Below are 17,908 nucleotides of genomic sequence, written 5' to 3'. Positions count from 1 at the left end.
GGAAAGTTTTTATCTTTTGCCTTTTATTTTTAATCCTTGATTTTTGCTTTCACCTACCTATCTGCAGGTTTCCCACATGACAAATATCCTTGATGATTATGCCCTCATGAGCCCTTTGAGGGAACGAAATAACTGGTTGAAGCTGTCAATAGTTCTTTTCGGATTGCTTGTGGGAGTTTCATCAACATCCCCTATCACTCCTCTTTTCATAGCCTTATGCATGAGCTTTACAACCCTTGTCCTCGGCAGGGCTCCCCTTAAATTATACCTGAAACTCCTGCTTGCCCCTCTGGGTTTTGCTCTTACGGGTGTGATTATTATTGCCTTCTTTTCAGGATCAGGGCAGGAACTTCTATCTTTCAAACTCGCCGGTTATCCTCTCTCGATAAGGGCAGATGGACTCGAGCTTGCCCTGCTGGTACTTTCAAGGTCTATAAGCGGGATGTGCTGCCTCTACTTCCTTGCACTTACAACGCCCATGATAGAACTCTTTGCCGTGCTAAAGGCTACCAGGCTTCCGGAATCTCTCATAGAACTTTCCATGCTGATTTACCGGTACATCTTTGTCTTCCTGGAAATGGCCCTTTCAATAAGGTATGCTCAGACCGTAAGACTCGGATATTCGAACTTCAGGCGTTCTATCCATTCAATGGGAATGCTGGCAAGTACTCTCTTTGTCCGCTCCTGGGAGCAGGGAGACAAACTCTTCCTTGCCATGAATTCCAGGTGCTACGATGGAAAAATGACTCTCTTTGAAGTACACAGACCTGTAGGGGCAATAGAACTGCTGCTAACCTCTGCCTACTTCCTTTCAGCTCTTGCACTTTTTTATTTTACAAGAAACATATCCATTGTTTGAGGTAACAGATCATGATCATTCTTGAGACCAGGGGCCTTAAGTACACCTACCCGGACGGGACTGTCGCTCTCCAGGACATAAATATCGAGATCGGAAAAGGAAAAAAGATCGCCTTTGTAGGGCAAAACGGCTCCGGAAAGTCCACGCTTTTCCTGCTTCTGAACGGGACATTAAAACCACAGGGAGGTGAAATCTTTTTCCACGGAGCTCCTTTTAAGTACGACTCAAAGTCCCTCCGGGAAATCCGGAAGTCTGTGGGAATCGTTTTTCAGAATTCCGATGACCAGATTTTTGCCCCCACAGTATACCAGGACGTGGCTTTCGGGCCTGCAAACCTGGATTATCCAAAAGAAAAGGTCGATGCCAGTGTACAGCATGCCCTTGAGCATGTAGGGCTTACCCACCTGAAGGATAAGCCCCCCCATCACCTGAGCGGAGGGCAGAAGAAGAGAGTTGCAATTGCAGGGGTGATGGCCATGGAGCCAGAAGTGATCATCCTTGACGAACCTCTCTCAAATCTTGACCCTGTAGGAGCGGACGAAATCATAGATCTGCTCAATGAATTCAACCAGTTAGGAAGTACGATAATCATTTCCACCCACGATGTGGACCTTGCTTACCGCTGGTCTGACTATGTGTACCTCATGTCAAACAGTAAGCTCATAGGGCAGGGAACCCCCGTGGAGGTCTTCAAAGAGCAGGAGCTCCTTAAAAAAGCAAGTCTGCGTCAGCCCACAACTCTTGAGATCTACCATGAAATTGCGAGGAGAGGGTTAGCATACGGCAAAAAATCCCCCAAGAATGTACCTGAGCTTGTCAACACTTTAAAGCCACTTGATCTGATGTGGGTTGAGATCCCTCCAGGAGTCCGGGAAGGAGACAGCCTGAATATCGGGGTTATGTATGGAGAATATGCGACCCAAGCCCCTTATGAAGCGATTAATGCTACAGTCCTGCATATCTACCCTGACGGCATGGCCATTGTTGAACTGAGGCGCAAAGGGATCAAAGCCGGTGGAGTGCTGATCTATGACATGGACAATTATTCTCTGGCGGAGGTCAGGCAGATCATTAAAGACGGGGAAATCGTCTCTGTTGGGGCAATGGGTAGACAAAGCAAGACCCTTGCCGAACAGGACGGAATCCATCTGGATGTGATTTCGGGTGTCATAGACAAGTCGATCCTTATGGCTCTCAGCGGAAAACGCTTTTTGATCCTCACTTCAGGCGGAATGGTGGACCATGCCCTTGAAAGGGTTAGGGAGTATGTGCACCAAAGCGGGATCGAATTTTCCGTGGGCGTTGTTAACAGGGAAGGCGGATTCAAATGGATTGAAGAGACCGATGAAAGCATTGAAATGCTTAAAATCTAACTTTTTCATTTTTTCATTTTTTCATTTTCTTTTTTCAGCGATTTTCCATTTATTTCCTATTTTTTGTCAGGTTCTTTGAATACTAATCAAGTTCCTCTGAACACTATTATATTATTTTGAATATTGGGGAATTTTTTTGAGTAAACTTCTCTCCTTCCTGAAAAACAATGATGACCATTTTGAGGAATAAATTAATAATATCTTAGCTCCAACATTGTTTGAGGGGGCAGGGTATCTGGTATTTTAATGATCTGAATTTTGCGATCAAAATTTTCCAACCAAAAATAAGCTGTCCTTTCTCAATGCTTTACGGTGGGAGGTCTGGTAAATATGTATTCGAAAGGTCTGGTGAAGAAGGATAAGTCTGAACTGAAGCTTCTATCCAAACTGTTAGTAATAATAGGTGCTTTGAACTGGGGTCTTGTAGGGATCCTTAATTTCGATCTGGTAGCAACTCTTTTTGGCAAGAAATCAATCCTCTCAAGGTTGGTTTATGCTCTCGTGGGCCTGTCTGGAGTCTACCTGATACTGATTTATAAGGAAAAATATGCAGACTTGAAAAAGCGTTGGTATACAAAAGGTGAGAAAAAGTATAGTGGTAAACAGTACAGCTGGAGCGGAGTTCAATAATAGATGGGAATTGCCTTTTCAAGCAGATTTGCTAGAATAGTTTCTTGCATATTTTCTTGAACAATATACGGGACCTTTGATGTTATATATGTTAGAAAGTTTAGATAGTAAGTCGTTTTTACAAACTGATCACAAAACAGGTCTAAAAAATGAATTAAAAAAGTACTCGACTTACTTCTGGACACTTTTATATATGCAGATCATCTGTAAAGGTGTGCCAAATCTAAATAAGCACAAACCGATTGAGCATAAACTGATAACATAAACTGATTTGCGACTTCTTTCTTTAGCTACCAGCTGAGTAAAATTTAGAAAAATTTGCATTGTAATGCCCGAAAAATTTCAATATCTATAAAACTTCAGCTCTCTTAATACAGGACATGCAGGAGATTATTTTTATCGATGAAGGCAGCCTTCCCACACCTGAAGGTGTCACAAGGGAGTGGGTAAAGGCTGCAGCTGAAAATCGAGATGAAGACGAAAAACTCTTTTCAATAATAGGTGAAGCTCTCCAGAGAAAAATAGATGTTGGGGTGCACGTTCCCACATATCCTCAGTTTAGAGATATGATAGGCCAGTTTCTCGATATCATAAAAGACGAAAAAAACTGTTCTGAGCCTTATGTATTGAAAGAGGAGAATGCAAAGATCCTTGAACTGGAAATAGTCGATGAAGTCGCAAAACAATACAAAAAAGAGACCGGAAAAACCCTTGAAGTACGGGTCTGTATTGCAGGCCCAACGGATCTGTATCTTCAGGCGTTCGGAGCAACGGCTTTTGAAGACGCATACCATATCCTTGCACAGGATGTTGAGAAATTCGTTAAGCAGGCATTTAAAACAGCAAGGAATTTCAAAATTAAAGTTATAGCTCTTGATGAAATCAGCCTGGGGTTAACCGATATGATTCAGTTTTCTGACGCTGATATCAAATCGGCTCTTACCGTTGCCTCTACCTATGCCCGGCAAGAGGGAGCGGATATGGAGATTCATGTGTATTCCCCATTGAAGTATGAACTCATATGTGAGACCCCTATCAATATCATAGGATTCGAGTATGCGGGAAACCCTTCCTACCTTGATCTTCTGGACAGGAAAGTACTGGAGGATTCGGATACTTATGTGGGAGTCGGAATCGCACGAACCGACATTTTCAGTCTTGTAAATATTGTCAATGAAAAGTACGGGATTAATGCCTGGAAGGAAAAGGTGTACATGCAAAAAACCATAACCGAACTGGAGACTCCGGATGTTATCAAAAAGAGGCTTGATACGGCTTATTCGGTTCTCGGGGATCGCATAAAATATGCGAATCCGGACTGCGGGCTGGCTTTCTGGCCGGACCAGGATATTGCTTTCAGGCTGTTTGAAAATACGGCAAAAGCTGTTAACGAATTTAATGAAGAAAAGAAGGATCAGTAGATGGATTAAACTAAGCTCTCATCCGAAAATTATTGTACATTCCAAAAATTATTGTGGCCTGCTGTAGAAAGAATTACAAGATTAGAAGGAATTATAAGAATCAAAAGGAATTCTAAGATTAGAAGGAATTCTAAGATTAGAAGGAATTCTAAGATTAGAAGGAATTCTAAGATTAGAAGGAATTCTAAGATTAGAAGGAATTATAGGATTACAATTCCATGTAAGTCTTCTTTAACAGAAGCGCATCTTCTTCCAGGTTCGGGCTTTCGCAGATGGCAAGCCCTTTAACCTCGAATTCTTTGAGAACCTTTAAGAGCTCGGGGTAGTTGAAGTCGGACTCTTTAAGGACCAGGTGTCTTTTTTCCCCGTTTCTGTTATACTCTATTCCCGAGATATGCATGTGCATGTTTGCAAGCCCTTCTTTTCCAAGGGAGTCTTCTACTTTCGAGAGGATTGCCCTAAACTCGGGATAGGAGTTTTCCTTTCCTTCCCTTGCATGTATGTGGGAAAAGTCAAGACAGGGCATTACCCCTTCGATTTCTTCACTTAAGGCAAGTACTTCTTCAAGGGTTCCAAACTGCGTACGTTTGCCCATGGTCTCAGGCCTGAGGACAGCGGGGATATTCTCGGCCCGGAGTTGCTCTGCAAGCTCTCCGAGGGCTTTTGAGACATTCTCGTAGACAGCCTGTTTATCGCTCTTCTGATAGAAGGCTGCGTGCAGTACTATCGACTCTGCTCCGCAGAGGCTGCCTATCCTTGCAGCCTGGTAAATCCTTTCCACGCTGGCTTTTAATTTCTCTTCTTCCGGGGAGTTCAGGTTGATATAGTAAGGGGCATGTACGCTCAGGGTCACGTTTTCTTTTCTGGCAGTGTTCAGCACGTTTCCTGCCCCTTTCTCTCTCATGCGCACCCCCTGCACGAATTCAAGTTCCATACAGTCGAGCCCGAGTTCCCTTATTCGCTCAATTCCTGCAGGGCTATTGCTGGCTTTTGCGCTTCTGGGAACTCCGGCAGTCCCAAAAAAAAGTTTATCAGCTGACATGTTTTTCAAGAATGTATCTTTTTAAGAATGCATCTTTTCAAGAACGTATCTTTTCAAGAACGTATCGTTAAAATGTATTTCAGAAATATATTTCAAGTCCCTTTTAAAAGGCATTCGATTCGGGAGATTGTTCTTCTCCCTCCCTTTCGAATATTTTTCCGGTTTAGAAAATTCCTACCAGGTCTTTTATCTGTTTTGCTCTTTCAGGGGACAATTTTTCCTCGACTACCGCAACCAGTTCCTCAAGGTCTTCGTCAAGGGATCGAATATCTTCCTTTCCTTCGAGGGCAAGCCCTACAAGGTAGTCAAGTTCTTCTGCGTTCAGTCTCTCGAGCCTTTCCCTGAAATCTTCCGGAGATTCGGCAAACTTGTGTGAAACCGGGCGCAGGATGAAAGGGAAATGGTGCCCCGCTTCCTTTGAGATCTGGTTTCCTCCTGCTTCGGGGGCAAGCTTGTTAAAAATATCAATGTCCATTTGTGTGAATTCTCTGGGCATATTACCACTTTATAACCCTATCCGGATTTATACCTGTTGAAGGAGGATATACCTGAAAACACAGCAATTTCAGGCATGAGACTCTTTTTTCAGTCTTCCGTGCCTGTCAATTTCCCCCTTTGAAATCCTTGTGGACGAAATCGGAGTCCCGTCTTCAGCCATTACATATTCAACGTACACAATTTCAAGAGGTTTTTTTTCCTTTTCTGCTCTGATTCGATTGATTTTCAGGGCAACCGGGTAGGTCTCAGGGGAGACTATTATGTAGTCGAAGTCTTCCTCTATAGTCGGGCCACAGGGATCGTTCAGCCTGGTAATTTCATATTTTTCTTTCGGAACCCCCATCTCATCTATGTACTCAAGCAGCCGGACTCTCCTATTTTCATAATTCTCGATATTGTGATCTTTTTGCAACATTTCGTCCGAGGTAAGCCCTATGTAGACTTTTCCGTTTCCTGCTATCTCAAATGCTTTTTCAATTAATCTGGCGTGTCCGTCATGAAGATACTGAAACGTACCGCCTACGGCGACCTTTGGCATGATGTGAGGATACTCTACTAAGTAAAAAGAATTTTTGGTTTTGCTCTGTTTTTTTCGGCTTTTTGAGAGCTTTCTTTATTTTTTTATCTATTTTCTTCTTTTCTTTTGAATGTTCAAGGGCCTGAAAAGAACTTTTATTATTCTTTTTTTTGGAAGATTCTTTCTAATTTATCAACGTGTTTTTCATGCATTTGAAAATACTTTCACCCCGCCTCCTCTAGCTATATATACCTGCGAAACTATTGGAAAACAACCATTATGCACCCTATATAAACATGTGCATTCAGGAGAATCTGTAATGAGCGAAATCAAACTTGAAGAACTGGCAGGAGTTGGTCCTGCAACCGCAGAAAAACTCAAAGAAGCCGGATTTAATACCGTTGAAGCCGTGGCCGTAGCCTCTCCTTCAGAACTTGCAAACACAGCCGAAATAGGGGAATCGACTGCTGCAAAAATTATCAATGCTGCAAGGCAGGCTGCTGATATCGGAGGATTTGAGACCGGAGATCTCGTCCTTGAAAGAAGGAAATTGGTAGGCAAACTTACCACCGGTTGTGTTGAATTTGACGAAATGATGGGTGGGGGTATAGAAACCCAGTCTATCACCGAACTGTACGGAGAATTCGGTTCCGGAAAGACCCAGGTGGCCCACCAGCTTGCAGTGAATGTCCAGATGGACAGAGAGCATGGGGGTCTCGATGGTTCCGTCATTATAATCGATACTGAAAACACCTTCAGGCCGGAAAGGATAACCCAGATGGTAAAGGGGCTTTCCGAGAAGTACGGAATGGAACTCGACCCTGAAGAATTCCTGCAGAACATCCATGTTGCGCGGGCATACAATTCCAATCATCAGATCCTCCTTGTGGATTCTGCAACAGACCTGGCAAACGAGCTCAAAGAAATGGGAAAACCCGTTCGTCTCCTGATCGTTGATTCTCTTATGGCTCACTTCAGGGCCGAATATGTAGGACGGGGAACCCTTGCAGACAGGCAGCAAAAGCTAAACAAGCATATGCACGGCTTGCTCCGCTTCGGAGACCTGTTCAATGCCTGCGTGGTTGTTACAAATCAGGTCATGGCAAAACCCGATGCCTTCTTTGGGGACCCCACAAGGCCCGTCGGAGGACATGTCGTGGGGCACACTGCAACCTTCAGACTCTACCTGCGGAAGTCCAAAGGGGAAAAGAGAATTATCCGTCTCGTGGACTCTCCCAGTCTCCCGGAAGGAGAAGCTGTTGTTGCAGTCACCACAGCCGGGCTTACCGACCAGTAAACATGACCGGTAAAAAAAGAGACCAGTAAAAGTTGAGCTCAATTATAAACTATGGCTCAATTATAAACTATGAATGGGGAAGCATTTTATCTCCCCTTTCCCATCTCTTTTCAATGAAATTCAAAGCTATTGTCGTTGACATTGACGGGACGATTACCTGCGAAAACAGGGAACTCCACCTCGGAGCTGTCAAAAAAATCCGTTCTCTTAAAGTCCCGGTAGTCCTTGCCACAGGCAACATCATCTGTTATGCCAGGACAGCATCAAAGCTTATTGGCCTTGAGGGGGCTGTGGTCGCCGAAAACGGAGGCGCGGTTACCGTCCGCTACGACCTGAACGGCACTTTTGAAGAAAGCCTGGAAGAATGTGAAAAAGCCTTTTCTTTCCTATCCGAACATTTCCAACTCACCAAACTCGATCCTTTCTACCGAAAAACCGAGATTGCTCTCCGCCGGGATTTTGACCTCGAAAAAGCCAGATCCCTTCTCGAGACTCAAAACTTTGATGTCGAAATGGTTGACACCAAGTACGCAGTCCATATCAAGAGTACCCGGGTAAACAAAGGTTCAGGCCTCCGGAAGCTTGCAGAAATGATGGGGCTTGAAGCTAAAGATTTTGTGGCCATAGGAGACTCAGAAAACGATGTAGAAATGTTTAAGGCTGCAGGTTTTGGGATTGCCGTTGCAAACGGTGATACGAAAATAAAGGAAGCTGCAGATTATGTGACTGAAGCCTCTTTTGGGAAAGGGGCAGTAGAAGCCTTTGAGTATCTGGAATCTAAAGGCTTGATTTGAAAATACTTTTAAAAAAGGATTAACTCCGACCCTTATTTCTCTGTTCAGAGATTCCGGTTCCACAGTCATTGGTGCAGGCGCTGAAGCAGGAGAACTTTATTCTTATCTTCCATAACTATAGGCTAAAGAGAATGTACCCGACTGACCGGGCACATTCACCAAATAACGCCAAACATGTTACTGCCCGATTAAGAGCCTATCCGAAAAGTCCTGCTGCTCTGAAAGTTATCCATGCGCATGCGAAATGTAGCATTGCTAGATAATTCTCAATCTTCTTTTCCCATCTAATCAGCAGCCTTCTGAATCTATTCAGCCAAGAATGTGTCCTTTCCACGACCCACCTTCTTGCCCTGTAACCTGGTATATCTCTTCTGATGTTTTCTTCTCCACGTTTCCTGATATGAGCAGTATATCCGTAATCATCTACCAATTGTCTGATATCAGGAAAATCATATCCTTTATCCATGCAGATATTCTGAGTTACTTTATGCGAAGGTCTTTCAATAATAATGGCATCAAACGTTCCTATCACAAGCATTTTATCGTGACGATTAGCTCCATCCACGACAACAGAAAGCGGTATGCCTTTACCGTCTGTTAACAGACTTCTTTTTGTACCTTTTTTGCCACGATCAGTAGGATTTGCTCCTGTTCCAGCTCCACCCAATGGTGCTTTTGTCATAGCTCCATCAATAGCTTGCCACTCCCACTCTAGCCCTTCTTCCTTATCATAATCCATCAGACCTGATTGCCACATTTTATCAAATAAGCCTGATCTTTGCCATTCCTGAAATCGATCATGTACAGTGCTTGGAGCTCCATAACATCTTGGCAACGCTTTCCATTGGCAACCTGTACGAAGGAGGTAGAAAATGCCATTCATTATTTTCCGATCATCCTCTCGCGGCCTTCCAGCTTTCTTTTTAGGTTTGGGCAATGGCAGTAAAGCTGTTATTATAGTCCACAATTCATCAGAGATCTCGTAGTCGTGTCCCGTTTTTCGTTTTGTCACTACAAAATATTACCCTGAATCGGAATTCATATATTTTTCGGATAGGCTCTAAGTCCACATAAAATAGTTTAAACAGCATTTTGTAACGGAAAAGTTATCTGGAATAAAAAAATGAGGGTGGGGGTAATCCCCTTTAAGACAGAACAGCTTTTTGATAATAGAAGTCTATACAATTGGCCTGACAATTGGCCTGACAATTGGCCTGACAATTGGCGTTTGCATCGGACTTAGTGCCATTCCGTTCCCTATCACAAATTTTAGGCAATGTGCTTCAGACGTTCTATGTTTCTCAGCACAAGTCTGCTTTCGGCTATGATTTCTTCTTCGATCTTACTGACAATGCGGTCCATGGGGACTGTAAGCCTGTACAGCTTGATCGGTCTGCCCTTCCCTTTTGATTTCTTTTCTTCCCGGATGTCAACCCAGTTGTTCTCGCGGAGGTACCGCATTGCAACACTGACTTCCGGCTGTCTCAGGCCAGATACCATTTCGATGTTCTGGGAAGATATTTCCCTTCCTTTTGCAAGGCAGGCAAGGGTAAGAGCAATTGGCCTGCTGACGTTAATCTTTCTAAACAATTCTATCATTTCATATTCGTTTGATCCCATGATGGGAATCTCGGTCGTTATGTCAGTAGTTTCTAAAGCTAAACCACTTTCATCTACCATTATAATCACCCGAAGAACCATTATAGAGTGAATTAATATAAATATTTACTTATCTTTTAGTTTTAATATAGATTTATATATAATTAAAATTTGAACTGTGGATACGGTTAACATTTAAATTTTTCGGGTTATTGCTTCCGTTTATCATTTATGCAAGTGGTTAACATTCCCTGCTGTTTCTTTCTTATTACTAAAATGCATGACGTGCTCTTGCTGATATCTTTATAAATTAATTACGTATTATGCCGGGATATGTCCCTGAAAATTGTACTATCTTTACTTTCATAAGAAATTCTTTTTAATTCAAAAGAGTCTCAAAAATAGTAATAATTATTAAAATTCCATATCTTTTCTTTATTAGTTTAAAAAGCTGTTTTTACTGCATTTAAATGAAAATGAAATAATGATCTGAAGTTTTTATCTCTTTTTAAATAATTGGGTGATTATATAGTATAAGCTGTATAATCCAATTATTTGAAGAAAGGTGGGGTTCTATTTATTAAAACGTTGGATGCCAGAGATACTGGATCATTATATAATGATTTTATGGGTCTCCACACCGAACCTGAACAAAAAAGAGAGGATAACAAACCCTTAGTTACACTGTTCAGGTTGTGGAGAGGTATTCCCTTATTCTCAGGTTTTTAATTTAAAACCGGCGCTTGATGTGAACCTATGGAAAATTTGTTAAGCTCAACTTTTTTCCGACTCTTCAGGAAAGACTCTTGAGACGTTCTATATTTTGAAGTATATTCCTGCTCTCGGCAATGACATTTTCTTCTATTGTGTCAATGATTGTTTCCATCTGGACTGTCAGTTTGTAGAGCTTTACAGGTCTGCCTTTGCCGTGGTTTTTCTTTTCTTCCCTCATATCTACCCACTCATTTTCACGCAGGTAGCGCATCGCAATGCTGACTTCCGGTTGTCTCAGCCCTGATACCATTTCTATACACTGGGAGGAGATCTCTTCTCCTTTTGAGAGGCATGCAAGAGTTAAGGCTACAGGCCTGTTTATGTTAAGCCTCCTCAAAAGCTCGACCATTTCGTATTCAACCTCTCCCATTTTAAAATTATTTTCTTCTGATATTTGCCCATTATCTGCCACAACTATCATCTGCCGTTTATACTGGTAGAGTACCTAACATTCGGCACCAGTATCATGTTTTATCCAGTATCATCAGATCATGGAAATATATTATTTTCAAATAAAATTTAATGAATTTTACAGCATTAAAATGGAGTTTTTCTTTTCATCTTCTTTCGTATAATATATTTTCTATTTGTTTAAATTTAAAATATGAGGAAGTTTCTGACAAATCTGGAGCCTCAGTCGATTTAAATAATAATACTCTCTCCCTATATATAATTATATGCATATAAAAACTTTCTGACAAAAATGACACAATTCCATAATTTAGTGATTTCTCATTTTTTTCCTGCCCTTAAACTTCAATTTCTCTGCTTCAAAAATAGATTTTACTAAAGCTTAAATGGAGAAAATAATCTGAACACTTCCATAAATGACTTTTGTAGTTTCTTAAGTAAATTTAATCTTTTTCATTTGAGTAAGTTTAATCTGATTTTCAATCCCTTTCTCAGTTTTAAACTGCTTCTCGTTATCGGTTTTTAGGCATTTTGGATAATAGTTTTCGATAAGGTTATTTGCCGCTGGCGCTCCTGGAAGATAATGGAACAAAGTAAAATTATCCGATCTACAATAAAATATTCTATTTGTTGAGTCAGAAATTGCGAAATGCCACTACTTTACTCTTTTCCAGTTTAACCAGGCATAAACAACCTGCATACAGATTCAGGGAATCTACAAATTGGGCAGGTACTTCTGCAGTCAGAGTTTTGTTATGTTTGACAAGTTTAAGGTCAATTCTTTTTTTAGGCCCCTTGTTAATAATATTGTTCGCATGTGCGGAATAAATGTTTTCGTCCTGATCTTCAGAGCCGGAATCCGGCAAAAAAGTTATGTTCTCAGGATGGATCCCCCAGGAAACTTTGTCTCCTGCTTTGAAGTTCGGAGATTCTGTTTTTATCCTCATGTCCCCACTTCTTAGCACTGCATTTCTCGACTCATCCTCATGTTCTTCCACATAAGCATCGTCAAAAATATTTGATATCCCTATAAGTTCTGCCACGTTCAGGTTTTTGGGATGATAAAAGATATCTTCCGGGGTTCCGAACTGCTGGACCTTGCCTTCTTTTAGAATTAGAATCTTATCAGCCAGCAGAAAAGCTTCTTCCAGGCTGTGAGTAATGAATAACAGAGGTACCTCTATCTTTTTTTGCAATTTTTTTATTTTATCGGCAAGTTCGGTCCTTATTTCCATGTCCAGTGCGGAAAAAGGTTCATCCAGAAGTAAAATCCCGGGTTTGGGGGCAAGAGCCCTTGCAAGGGCTACTCTCTGTTTCTGTCCGCCTGATATCTGTGAAGGGCGGCGGGCTTCAAGCTCTTCAATATGGAGCAGGTGCAGCATTTCCATAACCCTTACTTCCCTGTCCTCTTTTTCCCAACTTTTGAGGCCACATTCGATGTTTTTTCTTACTGTCATGTGGGGGAAGAGGGTATAGTTCTGAAATACGTAACCAAGATTACGTTTCTGAATTGGCAGGTTAATTTTTTTGTCTTTATCGTAGTATACTTTACTTCCTACAGTTATTTTTCCGCTATCAGGCTGTGTGATTCCTGAAATGCATTTGAACATCGTGGTCTTCCCGGACCCCGACGACCCAAAAAGCACCACAAGTTCGTTATCCATCTCAAAGCTGACATCCAGGGTAAAAGCTTTTCCAGGGCTTTTTTTTCCTTTGATTTCAGCTTCACTATAGCGTTTTTTAATATCAACTTTAATGCCCAATCTCATACCTCTAATCTTCCTGCGAATCTTCCGGTCAGTGCAATGGTCAGCAGGGACATAAAGACCAGGATTAAGACCAGCAACTGGGCAAGTTCGTTATTCCCTGCCTGAAAAGCGCTGTATATTGAGATCGACATTGTGTTCGTTTTTCCCGGGATATTTCCTGCCAGCATAAGGGTTGCTCCGAATTCTCCCATAGCCCTGGCAAAACTAAGTATGAGTCCTGCCAGTATTCCTTTTTTTGCAATAGGGAGGGTTATTTTCAGAGCGGTCTCAAGTTCACTTTTTCCAAGGATGTAGGCTGCATATTCGATTTCTCTGTCCACTGCTTCAATAGCTGCTTTTGCAGTATATACCATCAGGGGAAGGGAAACCGTATAGGCTGCAATAACTGCTGCCTGCCAGGTGAACATGATCCCTGTCCCCAGAAAATTCAGAATCATCTGCCCTAAAAATCCATTTCTTCCTACCAGGACAACAAGAAGGTAACCAATTACGGTAGGGGGAAGGACAAGGGGAAGAGTTAGTAATAGTTCCGCAAGTCCTTTTCCCCTGAAATCCCGCCTTGCAAACACATAAGCTATGGCTACGCCACTGAACAGTACGAAAAAAGACGATATAGCTGCTATCCAGAGTGTGAGTGATAAAGGAAACCATATCTTGTCCAGCATAGGTATCATTTCTTACGTTTTGATCTTACTTTTTAGTCTTAAGTTTTTAGCTTATGCTTTAGCTTCTGTTTCTAGCTTATGCTTTAGCTTCTGTTTCTAGCTTATGCCGTTGCGGATTCGGGAGTGAACCCGTATTCTTCGAGTATTTCCTGGCCTTCCTCTCCTGTTACGAAATCGATGAATTCCTGTGCTTCTTCTTTGTTCTCAGACGCCGAAACCACAGCTATCGGGTAGCTAATTGGGGTAGTTACAGGCACTGTTGTAACGATTTCGATTGTTCCTGGTTCTGCAGTCTTTGCATCGGTCATGTACACAAAACCTGCATCCACTTCCCCTCTTTCAACATATACAAGGACCTGTTTTACATCTTCGGCGAGTATTGTCTTTCCTTCCAGCTGGTCCCAGATGCCTGCTTCGGTAAGAGACTGGGTTGTATATTTGCCTACGGGGGCTGTTTCGGGATTTCCGATCGCGATCCTCTCAACTTCAGAAGAAGTCAGGTCTTCTATTCCGCTTATGTTGAGGGTACTGCTTGATGGGACTATGAGCACAAGGGAGTTCTGAGCAAAGTCTTCTCTTGAGCTGTTCTCAATTAACTCCTTTCCGGCAAGTATATCCATGTGGCTCTGGGAAGCTGAAGCAAAAACATCAACCGGAGCTCCTCCCTCTATTTGCGTACGCAGGCTTCCGGACCCTGCAAAGTTGAAGTTAACGTCTACACCAGGGTTTTCGGCTTCAAACTGGGATTCCATATCCGTAAAGACTTCGGTAAGGCTGGCAGCTGCAGAGACTAAAATAGTTTCGGACTCCTGTTCGGATACCGGGGTTTCTGCTGTGGGGGTACCTGTTTCGTTTACGGCTTCGCTTCCGTTTTCAGCACATCCTATTGCAAGGAATACACCTAATAATACTAACAGAACAATCAGTTCTTTTCGCATAACATCACCTACTCAAAATATTTTTTTTGTGATTGATTACACACACGGTTGAAATCAAAATCGATAACGATGAACCTTCGGCAACACAAATCAATTTTTTTTCTCTTTAATTTTGTTCTCGCAAAAATTTAAGATGTTTTTATAATAAGTCGTTATGTTTTTATGTACACAACGATTCTTCTGTATTTTAATAATAGTATAAGAAGATTCCCGAACCTCTGCAAGTTCGAAGCGTGATTTTTGTTTGCGGAACATGAAAACGGTCCAATAATATCGATTTTTGGACTATAATTATTTTTAAAATTTGAAACTTTACAGAAACTTTAAAGAAAAACTGGTATATCATCAGATGCCGATTAAAGAAGCCAATTTATCCTTGGAACATTACGTTATGGAGTTAAGCATCCAGAATAATAGTGAAATAATTTGAGCCAATTACCAAAACTATGAGATAAGATATATCCACTTTCCGCAGATCCATTCCACTCCACATTGTCTGCCTCTTTTGAGGCAAGAGCTGATGATACCGGCAGCTTTTTGTGTATACCACGGAAAGTGGAAAAAGGGTTTTTACTATTTTATTCCCTATACAATGACAAAAGAAAGCAAAACTTTCAGTCTATGGCTATCATTACACTTGTGGCCTTGAATGCTGCGTATACTTCGCTTCCTTCTTTCAACTTCATATTTTCAGCCGAGGTCTTCGTAATGATGGAAGTGACTTCTGTTCCACTTGGCAATTCTACTACAATTTCCGCATTGACCATTCCGATGACGATACTTTTTACCTTCCCCTTAAAGACATTGCGTGCGCTCAATTTCATATTTTTCTCCTCCTTACAGGCAATTAATTATCCACCAATAGGTAATCAATTCCCCACTTTTACTGGTCTTGGATTATATTTGAACCTATCTAGAAATTCGATTTAAGCCCTTTCAAAAAACATTGTATCGAGCTAAGATTCTACATTCCGTAGCTGTACACAGGTATATAATTTATCCGTTTCTTTTTTAAGGTCCTGTTGATAATCAAGCAGGTTTTTAGGTGCTGCTCTGGAAAGCGGAATTAGTATCTCTGTTCCTCTCTCTTATTAATTGACAATAAGTCCAGATTTTAATCTGTGGCTATCATCACATTTGAGGCCTTGAGTGCTGCGCATACTTCGCTTCCGACTTTCAAATTCATACTCTCAGCTGATGTTTTTGTGATGATGGAAGTGATTTCCGTTCCCTCTGGCAATTCGATTACAAATTCAGTGTTAACCATTCCGGTGACAATGCTTTTAACCTTGCCTTTCAAAACGTTACGTGCACTCAGTTTCATTTTTTAATCCTCCATTCAATACGGAAGGCAACTTCCGCCGGCCTGTATATATAGTTACTTTTATATATAACTTGCTAACTTTAGCTTCGCTTCTCTTATCATGATTTATATCCGGGAATGGGATAGATTTTCTACTCAAATACGTTAAGAGTCGATATGTTTATATCTTATCGTAAATTTACTTTCGAATGTAAATTCTTTATGCTGTTTATATATAACTTGAGATAAAACAATTTACCGATGGCGAACCTGGATTTGGGAATCGTTAACTGGTAAATGACAGCAAAGAAACTTGAACACGGTTTTTTTCTATTGGGACCCGGAAAGTCCTGTGCTTTCCTTGATTCCCCCACCCGTCTTCCTGGCTGCAGGGAAAAGGCGTATTCCTAAACCTGTTGACATTGGAGTACTAGTTCATAAAAATGAAACAGTGCTATGCAATGCTGTGCTCTGCTCTTTCAGCATGAAAATGAACTGCTGTACAGCGCACGGAACAATGGTGAGAGGTACGCAAAATGCAAGATTATAAGCTATTATCCGATTTTTCTGGAACGAACTCTGATTCGACGGTTTTGGATGTTAATATCGGAGGGTGATGATTATGTTTTTCAAAAACATAATTTGTCCTGCCTGTGGGGCTGTCTGCGACGATATTCAGGTTAAATTCAGAAACGGAGCAATTGAAGCTAAAAATATATGTAAAGTTGGGAATGCCAGGTTCAAGGCGCTTGCCAGTTCCCGGAGACTCAAACAGCCCCTTATAAAGTTTGAAGGAAAATTAAAGCCTGTTCTCTGGGACGAAGCCCTCGAAAAAGCTGCTGATATCCTTGTTTCGGCAAAACGTCCTCTGCTTTTTATGGGCAGTGATATTTCCTGCGAAACGCATGAAATCGGACTTCGAATTGGAGAATATCTGGGTGCGGTTGTGGATTCCAATACTACTCTGGGGAACGGGCCTGCAGCTATGGGACTCCAGGAGTCAGGAAAAACAGGTGCAACGGAAGGACAGAAGAAGAATAGGGGAGACCTTGTGGTCTACTGGGGAACCAATCCTCTCGAATCTATGCCCCGGCAGATGTCCAGGTACGGAGTTTTCCCGAGAGGTTACTGGACCAGAAGAGGAATTTTTGACCGGACAGTTATAACGGTGGACCCGAGAAAAACTCTCACTTCCGAGGCTTCCGACCTGCACGTGCAGCTCAAACCTAACTCCGATTACGAACTGATAAGTGGCCTTTTGACCCTGCTCCACGGAAAAACCCCTCATCCCTCAATAGAAGAAGTCACGGGAATTCCCACCTTTTTGATGGAGCAGATGCTCTATATGATGAAAAACTGTAACTTCGGTTCAATCTCGGTAGGAGTTGGGCTTTCTTCTTCAATCGGGAAGCACAGAAACGTCGAAATTGCCATGAACCTCGTAAAGGAACTGAACAATTATACCAAGTTTACCCTTGGAGTTCTCCGCAGTCACTGCAATGTTGCAGGCTTTAACCAGGTCGCATCCGGCATGTACGGCTATCCTTTCGGACTTGACTTCATGAAGGGATATCCCCGTTACAACCCCGGGGAGTTCACCACAGTGGATTTGTTGCGGGAAAGGGATGTGGACGCTGTCTTTGTGATAGGCACCGATCTTTTAAACGAGGTCCCTGCGGATTGTGCAGCTTACCTTTCAGAAATTCCCCTGATCTGCCTGGACATTGCTCCGTGTCCTACCATAATTGCCTCGGATGTCGTGCTTCCGGCTGTTATTGATGCAATGGAATGCGATGGAACCTTCTACAGGCTCGATGACGTGGCTGTTCACTTCGAGCCCTTCATGGATTCTTCCTTTGAGTTCACAAAGAGTAATGAAGACACCTTAAAGCAGCTTTTTGTGAAGATCAAAGAAAAAATATGAAGTAGAAGTGCAGGCGAAAAGAGAAGTAGAGCAGATTTGCAGAAGATTCTGACTGGCCGAATCAACTTTTCTTTTTAAACCGGCTCTTTTTAAC

The 17,908-nt window shown here is 42.0% G+C and carries 18 protein-coding genes and 1 pseudogene; 7 read left to right on the top strand and 12 right to left on the bottom strand.

Annotated elements, in window-relative coordinates:
• Positions 1-76 precede the first annotated feature (76 nt).
• From cbiQ to MSSIT_RS05315, 4 genes are all read left to right on the top strand, one after another.
• Complete coding sequence (gene cbiQ, locus MSSIT_RS05335; RefSeq protein ID WP_048170633.1) at positions 77-859, top strand: cobalt ECF transporter T component CbiQ; 783 nt, start codon at positions 77-79, stop codon at positions 857-859.
• An 11-nt stretch (positions 860-870) separates the two neighbouring features.
• Entirely contained in the window at positions 871-2,232 is a 1,362-nt protein-coding gene (locus MSSIT_RS05330) for an energy-coupling factor ABC transporter ATP-binding protein (protein WP_048170631.1), read from the top strand.
• 330 nt (positions 2,233-2,562) lie between these two features.
• Positions 2,563-2,862, top strand: coding sequence for a DUF378 domain-containing protein (locus tag MSSIT_RS05325; RefSeq protein ID WP_048170629.1), 300 nt, complete (start codon positions 2,563-2,565; stop codon positions 2,860-2,862).
• 380 nt (positions 2,863-3,242) lie between these two features.
• On the top strand, positions 3,243-4,283 hold the full coding sequence (locus tag MSSIT_RS05315) for a methionine synthase (RefSeq protein ID WP_048170626.1): 1,041 nt from the start codon (positions 3,243-3,245) through the stop codon (positions 4,281-4,283).
• 208 nt (positions 4,284-4,491) lie between these two features.
• Here MSSIT_RS05315 and MSSIT_RS05310 read toward each other — a convergent pair whose 3' ends face one another.
• The 3 genes from MSSIT_RS05310 to MSSIT_RS05300 form a co-directional block, all read right to left on the bottom strand.
• Positions 4,492-5,325, bottom strand: coding sequence for a TIM barrel protein (locus MSSIT_RS05310; RefSeq protein WP_048170624.1), 834 nt, complete (start codon positions 5,323-5,325; stop codon positions 4,492-4,494).
• 163 nt (positions 5,326-5,488) lie between these two features.
• Positions 5,489-5,821, bottom strand: a complete 333-nt coding sequence (locus MSSIT_RS05305) for a hypothetical protein (RefSeq protein WP_048170622.1) — start codon at positions 5,819-5,821, stop codon at positions 5,489-5,491.
• A 69-nt stretch (positions 5,822-5,890) separates the two neighbouring features.
• On the bottom strand, positions 5,891-6,361 hold the full coding sequence (locus MSSIT_RS05300) for a phosphopantetheine adenylyltransferase (protein ID WP_048170621.1): 471 nt from the start codon (positions 6,359-6,361) through the stop codon (positions 5,891-5,893).
• A 298-nt stretch (positions 6,362-6,659) separates the two neighbouring features.
• On the opposite strand from MSSIT_RS05300, the gene radA reads away from it, so the two are divergent.
• Together radA and MSSIT_RS05290 are read left to right on the top strand one after the other, a co-directional pair.
• Positions 6,660-7,637, top strand: coding sequence for a DNA repair and recombination protein RadA (gene radA, locus MSSIT_RS05295; RefSeq protein ID WP_048170620.1), 978 nt, complete (start codon positions 6,660-6,662; stop codon positions 7,635-7,637).
• Between the two features lie 113 nt (positions 7,638-7,750).
• Positions 7,751-8,431: a phosphoglycolate phosphatase gene (locus tag MSSIT_RS05290; RefSeq protein ID WP_048174532.1), complete on the top strand. Its 681-nt coding sequence runs from the start codon at positions 7,751-7,753 to the stop codon at positions 8,429-8,431.
• Between the two features lie 196 nt (positions 8,432-8,627).
• Here the strand turns inward: MSSIT_RS05290 and MSSIT_RS05285 are convergent, their stop codons facing one another.
• The 9 genes and pseudogenes from MSSIT_RS05285 to MSSIT_RS05250 all read right to left on the bottom strand — a co-directional run bounded on the left by MSSIT_RS05285 (position 8,628) and on the right by MSSIT_RS05250 (position 15,911).
• Positions 8,628-9,443 (bottom strand): IS5 family transposase, encoded by an 816-nt coding sequence (locus tag MSSIT_RS05285; RefSeq protein ID WP_048170618.1) that lies wholly within the window; start codon positions 9,441-9,443, stop codon positions 8,628-8,630.
• Between the two features lie 257 nt (positions 9,444-9,700).
• A complete protein-coding gene (locus MSSIT_RS05280) occupies positions 9,701-10,111 on the bottom strand; it encodes a transcriptional regulator (protein WP_082088891.1) in 411 nt (136 codons plus the stop codon).
• 712 nt (positions 10,112-10,823) lie between these two features.
• Complete coding sequence (locus tag MSSIT_RS05275; RefSeq protein WP_048170616.1) at positions 10,824-11,225, bottom strand: transcriptional regulator; 402 nt, start codon at positions 11,223-11,225, stop codon at positions 10,824-10,826.
• A gap of 365 nt (positions 11,226-11,590) precedes the next feature.
• A pseudogene (locus tag MSSIT_RS21705) lies at positions 11,591-11,816 on the bottom strand (ISNCY family transposase); the annotation flags it as partial.
• Between the two features lie 34 nt (positions 11,817-11,850).
• Positions 11,851-12,984 carry an ABC transporter ATP-binding protein gene (locus MSSIT_RS05270; RefSeq protein ID WP_052721531.1) on the bottom strand — a complete coding sequence of 378 codons (1,134 nt, stop codon included), beginning with the start codon at positions 12,982-12,984 and terminating at the stop codon, positions 11,851-11,853.
• Positions 12,981-13,658 carry a molybdate ABC transporter permease subunit gene (modB, locus tag MSSIT_RS05265; protein WP_048170614.1) on the bottom strand — a complete coding sequence of 226 codons (678 nt, stop codon included), beginning with the start codon at positions 13,656-13,658 and terminating at the stop codon, positions 12,981-12,983. The genes MSSIT_RS05270 and modB overlap by 4 nt, the downstream gene beginning before the upstream one ends.
• 92 nt (positions 13,659-13,750) lie before the next feature.
• A complete protein-coding gene (modA, locus tag MSSIT_RS05260; protein WP_048170612.1) occupies positions 13,751-14,587 on the bottom strand; it encodes a molybdate ABC transporter substrate-binding protein in 837 nt (278 codons plus the stop codon).
• Between the two features lie 614 nt (positions 14,588-15,201).
• Positions 15,202-15,411 (bottom strand): TOBE domain-containing protein, encoded by a 210-nt coding sequence (locus MSSIT_RS05255; protein ID WP_048170611.1) that lies wholly within the window; start codon positions 15,409-15,411, stop codon positions 15,202-15,204.
• A 290-nt stretch (positions 15,412-15,701) separates the two neighbouring features.
• Entirely contained in the window at positions 15,702-15,911 is a 210-nt protein-coding gene (locus MSSIT_RS05250) for a TOBE domain-containing protein (RefSeq protein ID WP_048170607.1), read from the bottom strand.
• Between the two features lie 601 nt (positions 15,912-16,512).
• Between MSSIT_RS05250 and MSSIT_RS05245 the strand changes: the two genes are divergently transcribed.
• On the top strand, positions 16,513-17,814 hold the full coding sequence (locus tag MSSIT_RS05245; protein WP_048170605.1) for a formylmethanofuran dehydrogenase subunit B: 1,302 nt from the start codon (positions 16,513-16,515) through the stop codon (positions 17,812-17,814).
• Positions 17,815-17,908 lie beyond the last annotated feature (94 nt).

Origin of the sequence: Methanosarcina siciliae T4/M (genome assembly GCF_000970085.1) — an archaeon.
In the GTDB taxonomy this organism is placed as follows: Archaea; Halobacteriota; Methanosarcinia; order Methanosarcinales; family Methanosarcinaceae; genus Methanosarcina; species Methanosarcina siciliae.
The sequence above is the reverse complement of the archived record's forward strand: the minus strand, read 5'-3'. Positions and strand labels throughout refer to the sequence as shown.

What these genes read in the sequence shown, in the direction of transcription:
- modB (WP_048170614.1), bottom strand. Translation starts at nt 13,658, where the DNA reads ATGATACCTATGCTGGACAAGATATGGTTTCCTTTATCACTCACACTC.
- MSSIT_RS05300 (WP_048170621.1), bottom strand. Translation starts at nt 6,361, where the DNA reads ATGCCAAAGGTCGCCGTAGGCGGTACGTTTCAGTATCTTCATGACGGA.
- MSSIT_RS05270 (WP_052721531.1), bottom strand. Translation starts at nt 12,984, where the DNA reads ATGAGATTGGGCATTAAAGTTGATATTAAAAAACGCTATAGTGAAGCT.
- MSSIT_RS05325 (WP_048170629.1), top strand. Translation starts at nt 2,563, where the DNA reads ATGTATTCGAAAGGTCTGGTGAAGAAGGATAAGTCTGAACTGAAGCTT.
- MSSIT_RS05315 (WP_048170626.1), top strand. Translation starts at nt 3,243, where the DNA reads ATGCAGGAGATTATTTTTATCGATGAAGGCAGCCTTCCCACACCTGAA.
- MSSIT_RS05330 (WP_048170631.1), top strand. Translation starts at nt 871, where the DNA reads ATGATCATTCTTGAGACCAGGGGCCTTAAGTACACCTACCCGGACGGG.
- MSSIT_RS05245 (WP_048170605.1), top strand. Translation starts at nt 16,513, where the DNA reads ATGTTTTTCAAAAACATAATTTGTCCTGCCTGTGGGGCTGTCTGCGAC.
- MSSIT_RS05290 (WP_048174532.1), top strand. Translation starts at nt 7,751, where the DNA reads ATGAAATTCAAAGCTATTGTCGTTGACATTGACGGGACGATTACCTGC.
- radA (WP_048170620.1), top strand. Translation starts at nt 6,660, where the DNA reads ATGAGCGAAATCAAACTTGAAGAACTGGCAGGAGTTGGTCCTGCAACC.
- MSSIT_RS05280 (WP_082088891.1), bottom strand. Translation starts at nt 10,111, where the DNA reads ATGGTAGATGAAAGTGGTTTAGCTTTAGAAACTACTGACATAACGACC.
- MSSIT_RS05255 (WP_048170611.1), bottom strand. Translation starts at nt 15,411, where the DNA reads ATGAAATTGAGCGCACGCAATGTCTTTAAGGGGAAGGTAAAAAGTATC.
- MSSIT_RS05250 (WP_048170607.1), bottom strand. Translation starts at nt 15,911, where the DNA reads ATGAAACTGAGTGCACGTAACGTTTTGAAAGGCAAGGTTAAAAGCATT.
- MSSIT_RS05275 (WP_048170616.1), bottom strand. Translation starts at nt 11,225, where the DNA reads ATGATAGTTGTGGCAGATAATGGGCAAATATCAGAAGAAAATAATTTT.
- cbiQ (WP_048170633.1), top strand. Translation starts at nt 77, where the DNA reads ATGACAAATATCCTTGATGATTATGCCCTCATGAGCCCTTTGAGGGAA.
- MSSIT_RS05305 (WP_048170622.1), bottom strand. Translation starts at nt 5,821, where the DNA reads ATGCCCAGAGAATTCACACAAATGGACATTGATATTTTTAACAAGCTT.
- modA (WP_048170612.1), bottom strand. Translation starts at nt 14,587, where the DNA reads ATGCGAAAAGAACTGATTGTTCTGTTAGTATTATTAGGTGTATTCCTT.
- MSSIT_RS05310 (WP_048170624.1), bottom strand. Translation starts at nt 5,325, where the DNA reads ATGTCAGCTGATAAACTTTTTTTTGGGACTGCCGGAGTTCCCAGAAGC.